At 49.8% G+C, this 10,997-nt stretch carries 9 protein-coding genes and 2 pseudogenes; all 11 read left to right on the top strand.

Annotated features, from left to right (window positions below; genetic code table 11):
• A pseudogene (locus tag BMW41_RS14810) lies at positions 1-236 on the top strand (group II intron reverse transcriptase/maturase); the annotation flags it as partial.
• Between the two features lie 315 nt (positions 237-551).
• Positions 552-1,568 (top strand): transporter substrate-binding domain-containing protein, encoded by a 1,017-nt coding sequence (locus BMW41_RS13070; protein ID WP_074650580.1) that lies wholly within the window; start codon positions 552-554, stop codon positions 1,566-1,568.
• Between the two features lie 133 nt (positions 1,569-1,701).
• The gene (locus BMW41_RS13065) at positions 1,702-2,373 is read left to right on the top strand and encodes an amino acid ABC transporter permease (RefSeq protein WP_074650575.1); all 672 of its coding nucleotides are present in this window, start codon (positions 1,702-1,704) and stop codon (positions 2,371-2,373) included.
• Between the two features lie 13 nt (positions 2,374-2,386).
• Complete coding sequence (locus tag BMW41_RS13060) at positions 2,387-3,130, top strand: amino acid ABC transporter ATP-binding protein (RefSeq protein WP_278280351.1); 744 nt, start codon at positions 2,387-2,389, stop codon at positions 3,128-3,130.
• 286 nt (positions 3,131-3,416) lie between these two features.
• The gene (locus BMW41_RS13055; RefSeq protein ID WP_074650579.1) at positions 3,417-4,856 is read left to right on the top strand and encodes an amidohydrolase; all 1,440 of its coding nucleotides are present in this window, start codon (positions 3,417-3,419) and stop codon (positions 4,854-4,856) included.
• 224 nt (positions 4,857-5,080) lie between these two features.
• Positions 5,081-6,022: an AEC family transporter gene (locus tag BMW41_RS13050; protein ID WP_074650572.1), complete on the top strand. Its 942-nt coding sequence runs from the start codon at positions 5,081-5,083 to the stop codon at positions 6,020-6,022.
• Between the two features lie 166 nt (positions 6,023-6,188).
• Entirely contained in the window at positions 6,189-6,329 is a 141-nt protein-coding gene (locus tag BMW41_RS14670; protein WP_177171249.1) for a hypothetical protein, read from the top strand.
• A 298-nt stretch (positions 6,330-6,627) separates the two neighbouring features.
• Positions 6,628-9,258, top strand: a complete 2,631-nt coding sequence (ppdK, locus tag BMW41_RS13045) for a pyruvate, phosphate dikinase (protein ID WP_074650570.1) — start codon at positions 6,628-6,630, stop codon at positions 9,256-9,258.
• Positions 9,259-9,293: 35 nt separating this feature from the next.
• Positions 9,294-9,575: a GNAT family N-acetyltransferase gene (locus BMW41_RS15375; RefSeq protein ID WP_083379005.1), complete on the top strand. Its 282-nt coding sequence runs from the start codon at positions 9,294-9,296 to the stop codon at positions 9,573-9,575.
• A gap of 461 nt (positions 9,576-10,036) precedes the next feature.
• On the top strand, positions 10,037-10,537 hold the full coding sequence (locus BMW41_RS13035; protein WP_074650577.1) for a GNAT family N-acetyltransferase: 501 nt from the start codon (positions 10,037-10,039) through the stop codon (positions 10,535-10,537).
• A 155-nt stretch (positions 10,538-10,692) separates the two neighbouring features.
• Positions 10,693-10,997: pseudogene (locus BMW41_RS14420) on the top strand (hypothetical protein); the annotation flags it as partial.

Here is a 10,997-nt window from a genome sequence, read left to right as displayed (position 1 = left end):
ACAGAATCCGTATGTGTATATGGAAACAATGGAAGAAGCCCAAGACAAAGGTGCGAAATCTGATTAAGATGGGTGTGCCCGAGGACTTGGCGCATATTGCTGGCAACAGTCGGCGTGGATATTGGTTTACCACACATACAGTCGCAGTCAACATGGCGATGACAAAAGATAGACTGATAAACAGTGGCTTCTATGATTTAGCCACAGCCTATCAGTCTGTGCACGTCAACTATTGAAAGCGCCGTATACCGAACGGTACGTACGGTGCTGTGAGAGGACGGCGGTTAGTCACCGCCTCCTACTCGATTTGGAAAAACAATTTTTGCAATTTACTAATTTAATACGTTGCCAAACTAAAGTGTTTGTAGTAGTATATCGTCATACGAAGAAAACATACTCATTCCCAAGAGTTATAGTGAACGCAAATGATTCCTTGGCAGATGAAGCGGTTCTGCCTGTTCGATTCGCTTGCGGACTTTGTATGAAGACCAGGGGAACATCAGGAGGAGAAGAGGATGAGAAAAAACATGAAGAGAGAAACGAAAAGAAACATGAAGAAGATAATCGCATTTGGCGCAGCTGCGGTGATGGCAGCCGCATTTACCGCCTGTGCTCCGGGAAGTGCAGCGACGCAGACCGCAAAGTCCGGGGAGACGACAAAGGCAGCGGAGATCGCAAAGGCGGCAGAAACCACAAAGACAGCGGAGAGCTCCGCAGCTTCCGGTTCAACCGCAGCGGCGGAAGAATTCAAGTATGCAGAGATTCCGGCGGTTTCGGCGGAGTGGAAGGCAAAGTACGACGCGATCAGCGGCGGACGTCTGGATGAAATTCGCAGGAAGGGAGTCATTCAGATCGCCAGCGAGCCCTATTTCGCTCCGTATGAGTTCATTGACTCCTCCAAACAGGGTGACGAGCAGTACTGCGGTGCGGATGTTCAGTTCGCAAAATTCATCGCGGACCGCATGGGCGTAAAGATGGAATATGTTCCGCTGGAGTTCAGCGCCGTTCTGACGAGCGTGGTGGAAGGAAAGACGGATCTGGCGATCTCGGGTCTGGCGTACACACCGGAGCGCGCGGAAGCCTGCAATATGTCCGACGGATATTATACTGATCCGAAGGAGGCGGGACACGGTCTTCTGATTCTCGAGGAAAACAAAGACAAGATCAAGGGTCTCGATGATCTCGCAGATAAGACCATCGTCTTCCAGGCCGGTTCTCTTCAGGAAGCTCTTGTGGATGCATCGGGAGTCAAGGTCGGAAATATCAAGAAGGTTTCTTCTTCCAACGACGCTTACATGGCGGTACAGGAAGGAAAAGCCGATGCGGCGGCAGTCTACAAGGCAAGTGCAAAACTGTACGCGGAAGCAAATCCGGGCCTGATGCTTGTGGAGGGGTTCCAGTTTGACGTGCCGAAGGAGATGCAGGGCAACCACGTCGGAATCATGAAGGACGAGGAGGCTCTGACCGAGTTTGTCAATACCTGCATTGCAGAGCTGGATGAAAACGGCCTGATGGGCAAATGGGTTGAGACGGCATCCGCGCAGGCTTCTTCTCTCGGAGTGGATTAACCCGGATCTTATCGCGGTTCTGCCCGCGCGCCCGGAATCATTTCGCGGTTCTCTCAGAAATGAGGGACGGAGAAAACGGGCGGTGCGGGCGGAATTCTTCCGAAACTGAGAAATTGCTGGACAGGAGAAAAGAATGATATCAAGTGTAATAAAATTATGGGGAAAGTATTCCGGCGTGTATATCAGCGGACTGTACGGAACACTGTGGCTGTCAGCCGTCACGGTTGCCTTTGCCACAATTCTCGGAACGCTGATTGCTTTTGTAAAGCTGTCCCGGTTTAAACCCGGACAGTGGCTGGTCAATCTCTACATTGAGATTATCCGAGGAACGCCGGCGCTTCTTCAGATCTATTTCTTCTGGATCTTTCTGCCGAAAGCCATGCCGTTTGAACTGTCGGATACGCAGTGCATTGTCGTCGCGCTGATCATCAATTCCAGCGCTTACGTGGCGGAGGTCATCCGCGCCGGAATTGAGGCGGTGGACAAAGGACAGACGGAGGCGGCGCTCAGTCTCGGACTCAGCCGGAAAAATACAATGATGAAAGTGGTTCTTCCCCAGGCAATCAAAAACATCCTTCCGGCGCTGGGCAATGAATTTATCACCATGATCAAAGAGACTTCCCTTGCGTCGGTATTCTTCATCGCGGAGCTGACCACCTCTTATAAGACCGTACAGGCGGCGACATTTCTCGCCATTCCGTCACTTCTGATCTCCGGTCTGATCTACCTGACGCTGACGTTCCTTCTGACAAGACTTCTGGCAATATGTGAAAAGAGGATGAGATCCAATGACAGAAACAGTTAAGAATACAGAAAATATGAGTCCGTCCGGAAATGTCATCCTTCGGGTTTCCGGTCTCCGCAAATCCTTCGGCGATATTCACGTTCTGAAGGGAATCAGCATTGATATCCATGAGGGGGAGACGGTGGCCGTGATCGGGCCCAGCGGCGGCGGAAAAAGTACCTTCCTCCGCTGTCTGAACCGGCTGGAAACGCCGGATGAGGGAGAAATCCTCTTTGACGGGGCAAATATCATGGACAAGAAGATCGATATCGCCCGGTACCGTCAGAAGATCGGCATGGTCTTTCAGCATTTTAACGTCTTTCCGCACCTGACGGTGTTGGAGAACATTACTCTTGCTCCGACGCTGGAAAAGCACATTTCGAAAGCGGAAGCGGAGAAAAAAGCGATGGAACTGCTGGAAAAGGTCGGGCTTGCGGAAAAAAGGGATGAGTATCCGACGAGACTTTCCGGCGGACAGAAACAGCGCCTCGCCATCGTGAGAGCGCTGGCCATGGAACCGGAGGTTATCCTGTTCGACGAACCCACCAGCGCGCTGGACCCGGAGATGGTGAAAGAAGTGCTGGAGGTTATCCGGGCTCTTTCGGATTCGGGGATGACGACGGTGATTGTCACTCACGAGATGGGATTTGCCCGTGAGGTGGCAGACCGCGTGATCTTTGTGGCAGACGGTGTCATCGCGGAAGAGGGGACACCGGACGAGGTGTTCGGAAATCCCAAAAATGAGCGAACGAAAACATTTCTCAGCCAGGTGCTGTGACATGAAGGGGAAAGATTGATTCCTGCGTGGGAGGGAACTGAGGTCGGAGACAGAAACTGCTGAGGGAAGAACAGAATTCCGAGGGAAAACAGAATTCCGAAGGGAAACAGAATTTCGAGGGAAATCAGAATTCCGAGGGAAATCAGAATTCCGAGGGATAGATAGAATTTTCAGGGACAACAGAATTCGAGAAAAAACAAAAATTCGAGGAGAAAAAAAGTTCCGAAGTAAACTTGAGTGCGGAAGAAGATAAACAGGATGCGGAGACAGCATGGAAGGGAATATCATGGAGAAAGATTTGGAACAGATCAGGGCTTCGGTTGCGGCGCACCGGGAGGAAATCCTGAGCGCAAACGACCGGATTCACGGTTTTGCCGAGATGGCGTATCAGGAGTTTCAGTCATCGGAGCTGTTGATCGGACTTCTGGAGGAAAACGGATTTCAGGTGGAAAAGGGACTGGCCGACATGCCGACCTGTTTTCTCGGACGCTGGGGAAAAGGCGCTCCGGTCATGGGGATTCTGGGCGAATTTGATGCGCTGGAATGTCTGAGCCAGGAAGCCGGAAATCCGGAGCACAAGCCGGTTCTGGAAGGTGCGCCGGGGCACGGTTGCGGTCACTGCGCACTGGGAACCGCCTCTCTGTCCGCGGCGATCGCGGTGAAAGAGTATCTGGAGAGGAATCAAAAGAGCGGAACCGTCATTTATTTCGGCTGTCCTGCGGAAGAAGGAGCCGGGGCAAAACAGTTCATGGCAAGAGCAGGACTCTTCGATGACTGCGATTTTGTCTATACCTGGCATCCGGCAACCGTCAACCAGGTTTCGGCCGATTCCAATTCTGCGATCATGGGTGCGACATTTACGTTCGACGGAATCACTGCCCATGCCGGCGCCTGCCCGTGGAACGGAAGAAGCGCACTGGACGCCTGTGAGCTGATGAATGTGGGCTGTAACTATCTGAGAGAACACATGGAGGACGGACAGCGCGTTCACTACGCGTACTCCAATGCGGGCGGCTCTCAGCCGAATGTGGTTCCGGCGCACGCCTCGGTCAAGTATGAAGTCCGCGCCCGCCGCGTGTCCGAAGTGAAGGAGTTGTTCGCGAGAGTAGTGGATATCGCAAAAGGTGCGGCTCTGATGACGGGAACGAAACTGACATATGAAGTGAGCATGGCGTTCTCCGATTTCGAATCCAACCGCACCCTTGCGCCGATCATGAGCGACTGTCTGAAAGAAGTCGGCGCGCCGGCCTGGGACGACGAGGACTATGCTCTGGCGGAGAAATATCTCCGCTCCTACGATCCGGTCACGCTCGACCACATTCGCCAGTCGATGGCGGAGATGTTTGGCGCGGAAAATGTTCCGGAGATTGAGAAACGTCCGCTTCATGCCGGGGTCTTTGCGTTTGATCCCCGTTCCGGAAAGCCGCAGGGCGGATCCACGGACGTCGGCGACGTGAGCTATGCCGCGCCGACGGTGGAACTGAATATTGCCACCGCGTGCATCGGCAATATCGGTCACACCTGGCAGATGGCAGGACAGGCCGGCAGCCGAATTGCGCACAAGGGACTCCTGACCGCTGCGGAGATCATGGCGCTTGCCTGTGTGAGAACCATGGACCGGACGGATCTGATCCAAAAAGCAAAAGAGGAAGTCCGCCGGAAAAACGGAGGCCACTATCAGTGTCCGCTTCCGGACAGCGTAAAACCGCCGATCGGAACCTACTGATATACCAATATTCTGTCACTACAAGAAAATATTTGTGAAAGCACAATTCTTCACGGTTTGACTTTATGGGACCGTTCCCATAAGATAGTACCGTAACCGCAGTGATATGCTGCAGTTACGGTACATACCGGGAAAAGTGTGTGGAAAAGGTGAGAGGAGACTCAGTCGGCGGCAAAGAACGACTGAGTTTTTCGTGCGGGTTCAGGTAATAGTCAGGAGATAGTATGGAAGCATTAATGGTATCGCTGAATGCGGTCATTCCGTTTGTTTTTTATCTGGCGGTGGGCTACGGGGCAAAAAGGCTGAAAATGTGCAGCTATGATCTCCTTCAGGGGATGAATAAGCTGGTGTTCAAAGCCTTCTTTCCGCTGTCGCTGTTCTGGAATATGTATACCATGGATCCGTCCATTGAGATCGACATTCCGCTTCTTTTGGCGGAGGGCGCATCGCTGATCGCATTGATCATCCTTCTGATGCTGACGGTTCCGTGGTTTGTGAAAGAGAACCCACGCCGGGGTGTGGTCGTTCAGGCCATATACCGGTCCAACTGTGTCCTGTTTGCCCTTCCGATGGCTGAAGTTGTCATGGGAGAACCGGGAAAAATTTATGCGACCATGATGCTGGCGGTGATCGTCCCGATCCTCAATGTCTCCGCGGTGCTGGTTCTCGAATCCTTCCATGGCGAGGGGCTGACCGATCCGAAAAAGCTGATCATCAACATTCTGACAAATCCGCTGATCGACGGTATCGCAGTCGGAGCGCTTTTCTTTGCACTCGGAATTCATCTTCCGCGCTTTATCGAGACGCCGGTGAAGAATATGGGCAGTATGGCGACACCGCTTGCCCTCTTTATTCTGGGCGGAACACTGGAATTTTCACAGGTTGGAAAAAACCTGAAATGCCTTACGGTGGCGATGGGAATCAAGCTTCTGGTCATTCCGCTGGTTGTGACTGTCATTACGACTCTCGCCGGACTGAGTGATGTGGTCCGCTTCACCTTCTTCATCATTTACGCAACACCGGTCGCGACTTCCTCCTACGTGATGGCCCAGAATATGGGCGGCGATGGAGAACTGGCCGGGCAGTTTGTGGTATTCAGTACCGTTGCGTCCGCGTTGACCCTGTTCATCTGGGTTTACGCCTATGCGGCGCTGGGATTTGTTTGAGTGGCAAAATGATGTCTGCGTATAAAGGAACGGATCCGTCCTGCGGAAATTGCGGGCGAGTCCTCCGATGAGATGATTATTATATTATGGGACAAAAGACAGCCTTCGGGCTGTTTTTTTGTTTCATAGGGAAGCAGTGCGGAGTGTTCGATTCACAAAGCAGAGTATGGATTTACTTGCCCGTTTGATGGTTCATGACACATTATTGGCCTTTGATGATCGGAAAAACGAAAAAAAGAAAACGGTTTCAAAAAGGCTTGATGGAGAAAAATCGTTTAAATTGTACGCGAATAAGAACAATCTTTGACGACAGACACGATGATAAATCGAAAAGATGATGGGTAAAAATGAACAGAAAGCTTGTATTTATAAGGGTACAATCAAGAAAAGGGCAGTTTGTTAAGAAAAATTTATTTCAGAATTATGTGTAACCTGTACACAAAATAAGAAGTATTATGGAATTTATTACGTAAAACGCACAAAAAACTCCTTTACTCCATGAAATGCTGTGCTATAATGATCAAGGGAGTTAATCATTTTTTATGATGGACGGCTGGAGAAAGAAGGCTGCGGCGGTTCGTCGAAGTATTCAGGAGGAAAGAGTAATGGCTAACAAATGGGTTTATCTGTTCACTGAGGGTAACAAAGACATGCGTAATCTCCTCGGTGGTAAAGGCGCTAACCTGGCTGAGATGACAAATCTCGGTCTTCCGGTTCCGCAGGGTTTCACAATTACCACAGAGGCCTGCACTCAGTACTATGAGGACGGCAGACAGATTAACGATGAGATCAAGGGACAGATCAGAGAATACATGGAGAAACTCGAAGCAATCTCCGGCAAAAAGTTTGGTGATATCGAGAATCCGCTTCTGGTTTCGGTTCGTTCCGGTGCTCGCGCTTCCATGCCGGGCATGATGGATACCATCCTGAACCTCGGCATCAATGAGCAGGTCGTAGACGTAATGTCCAGAAAGTCCAACAATCCGCGCTGGGCATGGGACTGCTACAGAAGATTCATTCAGATGTTCTCCGACGTCGTAATGGAAGTTTCCAAGAGCAAATTTGAAAAGCTCATCGACAAGAAGAAAGCAGAAAAGGGAGTTACCGCCGATGTTGATCTGACAACCGAGGATCTTCAGGATCTGGTTGCACAGTATAAGGTTCTCTATAAGAACGAGATCGGAAGCGAGTTCCCGAGCGATGCAAGAGAGCAGCTGATCGAGGCCGTTAAGGCAGTTTTCCGTTCCTGGGATAACCCGCGTGCCAATGTTTACCGCCGTGACAATGATATCCCGTACAGCTGGGGTACAGCCGTAAACGTACAGATGATGGCATTCGGCAACATGGGACCGACATCCGGTTCCGGCGTTGCATTCTCCCGTGATCCGGCTACCGGTGAAAATGCATTCTATGCGGAAGTTCTGATGAACGCACAGGGCGAAGATGTCGTATCCGGTGCGAGAACTCCGATGAAGATCGAAGAGATCAAAGTAAAACTTCCGGAGATCTACAAGGAGCTCCTTGAGATTTCCGATAAACTGGAAGACCACTACAGAGACATGCAGGATATGGAGTTCACCATCGAGGATGGAAAGCTCTTCATGCTTCAGTGCCGCAATGGTAAGAGAACCGCGAAGGCAGCGCTGAAGATCGCATGCGATCTTGTGGCAGAAGGAAAGATCGACAAGAAGACTGCCGTTCTGGCTGTTGATCCGAGAAATCTGGATACACTTCTTCACGGTTCCTTCTCCAAAGAGACATTAAAGAGCGCAGAGCAGATCGGAAAGGGCCTTCCGGCTGCACCGGGTGCTGCCTGCGGTAAGATCGTATTCACCGCTCTTGAGGCGAAGAATGCGGCAGCAAAGGGCGAGAAAGTTGTCCTGGTTCGTCTTGAGACCTCTCCGGAGGATATCGAGGGAATGAAGGCAGCGCAGGGTATCCTGACTGCCCGTGGTGGTATGACCTCTCATGCAGCGGTTGTTGCCCGCGGAATGGGCGCATGCTGCGTAGCAGGCTGCTCTGATATCAAGTTTGCAGAGGACGGCGAGAGCTTCACACTCGGCGGAAAGACATACAAAGAGGGAGACATCATTTCCTTCGACGGTTCTACCGGAAATATCTATGACGGCGCACTGGAAGTATCTGAGGGCGCAGTGGAAGATGAGGATTTTGCAAAGCTCATGACCTGGGCGGACGAATTCAGAACCATGAAGGTTCGTACAAATGCGGATACACCGGAAGATGCAAAGAGAGCAAGAAGCCTTGGCGCAGAGGGTATCGGCCTTTGCCGTACCGAGCACATGTTCTTTGAGGGCGACCGTATCGATGCAATCCGTGAGATGATCGTTGCAGACTCCAGAGAAGAGCGCGAGAAAGCACTGGATAAGATTCTTCCGCTTCAGCAGGGAGACTTCGAGCAGCTCTTCGAGGCAATGGAAGGTAACCCGGTTACCATTCGTTTCCTGGATCCGCCGCTGCACGAGTTCGTTCCGAAGACTGAGGAGGATATCGAGAAAGTTTGCAAGAATACAGGCAAGACCGCAGAGCAGGTTCGCGCTGTCATTGAAGGTCTGGTTGAAGTCAACCCGATGATGGGCCACCGCGGCTGCCGTCTTCCGATCGCATATCCAGAGATCGCTGTGATGCAGACAAAGGCTGTCATCCGTGCGGCTATTAAGGTTCAGAATGCACACGCAGACTGGAAGATCGTTCCGGAGATTGAGGTTCCGTTAGTTGGAATTCTCAAAGAGATGCAGTTTGTAAAGAAGATCATCGTTGAGACTGCGGATGCCGAGCTGAAGGCAGCAGGTTCCGATCTGAAGTACGAGGTAGGTACCATGATCGAGATCCCGAGAGCGGCTCTGACAGCAGATGAGATCGCAAAAGAGGCGGAGTTCTTCTGCTTTGGAACCAACGATCTGACTCAGATGACATTCGGCTTCTCCCGTGACGATGCCGGCAAGTTCCTGGATTCCTACTATGACGCAAAGGTTCTGGAAAATGATCCGTTTGCAAAGCTGGATACCGAGGGTGTCGGCAAGCTGATGAAGATGGCGGTTGAGCTCGGACGCAAGACCAATCCGAACCTTCCGGTCGGCATCTGCGGCGAGCACGGCGGCGATCCGTCTTCCGTTGAGTTCTGCCACGAGATCGGCCTTGACTATGTTTCCTGCTCCCCGTTCCGTGTTCCAATTGCGAGACTGGCAGCAGCACAGGCAGCTATCGTTAACAAGTAATTGGAGGCTTTGCTTAGGCAGTTAGCTTAAATAGAGTGTTTGGCCCAGTCTCTGGGGTTTCCTGGGGGCTGGGTCTTTTTTACGTTGCGACAGGGGGCGGTGATAACAAAATCATTGGAACCAGTGGCATGTCTTTTGTGGAGAAGCCGCCATATTTTGGATGTCCGACCGGAAGATTGGGGCTGCTTTCCATCATGTACACTAATCCTAATTATCGTAGGATGGGCATAGCAAAGGGATTGCTTAATAGAGTGGTGGAAGAAGCAAGAGCTTATGGCTGTGGAGCTGTACATATTACAGCTTCGGATATGGGGTGAGAGTGTGATATGAGCCAATAGTTTTAGGGAACTTTTGCAAACTATGGAGATAAAAAAGTTCCCTAAAGGAGATTTTTTGATGGATAGTAATTTTAAAAAGAATCTTGTAGCTTTTTATGAGAGTAACGACATAAGTGACATCAGTGATTTTCTAAAAGAGAATTGCTGGAAAAGATGAACTAAATGTTGAATGAACGGACCCAGCCCCTTGGCATTTGCCGGGGTTGGGTCCGTTTTTTGTGGGTTTGCCTAGGCGTTTCCGGTGGCGCAGGCAGTGGTAGAAAAGAAAAAGAATCCAGTACTGCTCTAAGCAAAGAAGATTTCAAAACCGGAAGATTTCTTCCGGTTTAATGAGGTTTTGGTATTTCGTGAAGACTAAGGATTCTGTATAATTAAAGGCAGTGAAATTAACAAATCGATATTTGTCGTACTCTTGTGAAGATAAATGAGGAGATATGGAAATGGAAGCGGTTATTCGAAAAGTACAGCAAGGTGATGCTAGTAATCTTGCTTATATTCAAACTGAAAGCTGGAAAGCAGCTTTTACGAGCATCCTTGACGCTGAGACATTAACAAAATGTACTAATATTGAACAAGCGACCTCTATGTATCAGAGGCTATTAGATGAGAATAAGGGAAATGGATATCTTCTCACTGTGGACGGAAAACCTCATTGCATTGCATATTGGGATGCGGCAAGAGACTCCGAACTTGTCGGGAAAGCAGAGCTTATTTGTATTCACAGTTTATCTGACAATTGGCGTAAGGGCTATGGTAGTCAGATGATGGATAGAGTTTTGATGGATATTAAGAATTCTGGATATTCAGAAGTGGTACTATGGGTATTTCGGGATAATCTCCCTGCTAGGGCTTTCTATGAAACAAAAGGATTTGCGCTGACGGGGATTTCAAAGCCAGCGTTTGATACAGAAGAAGTCCTTTATTCTAAAAGATTACAATAAGGTGAATTTCTGTATGTTGGGCTGAAGTTTTAGCACGTTATATCGGAAGTTAATCGCACAACTTTCAAATTTGTCAATCTAATTGAATATTGAACATTAAATCCAGGTGTTTAACTGCACCTGGAAATTTTTTTGAAAAATTTTAGATGTAACCATTGACATTACAACAAAACGATGCTATATTAACACCATCAGATGAAACTGCTACGGTTACAACGATGAACTCTTTAACATTCGAGGATAATTACCTCGCAGGGCAGAGCCCGGAAAGGAAAATAATCATGACAAATAAGGAAAAAGCATTAGCACTCATCGGAACATTCGTATCAGGAGATACAGCAAAGGCAAAGGAACTTCTTGCACCAGGTTATATTCAGCATAACCTCGCATTTGGAACAGGGGCAGATGCATTTGTAGCAGCAGTTGAAGGACTTGCACAGGCACCTGTAAAAACAACAGT

This window comes from [Clostridium] aminophilum (assembly GCF_900101295.1).
Taxonomy (GTDB): Bacteria; Bacillota; Clostridia; order Lachnospirales; family Lachnospiraceae; genus Clostridium_R; species Clostridium_R aminophilum_A.
Note: the sequence above shows the minus strand (reverse complement) of the source record. Positions and strands in the feature narration are given on the sequence as shown.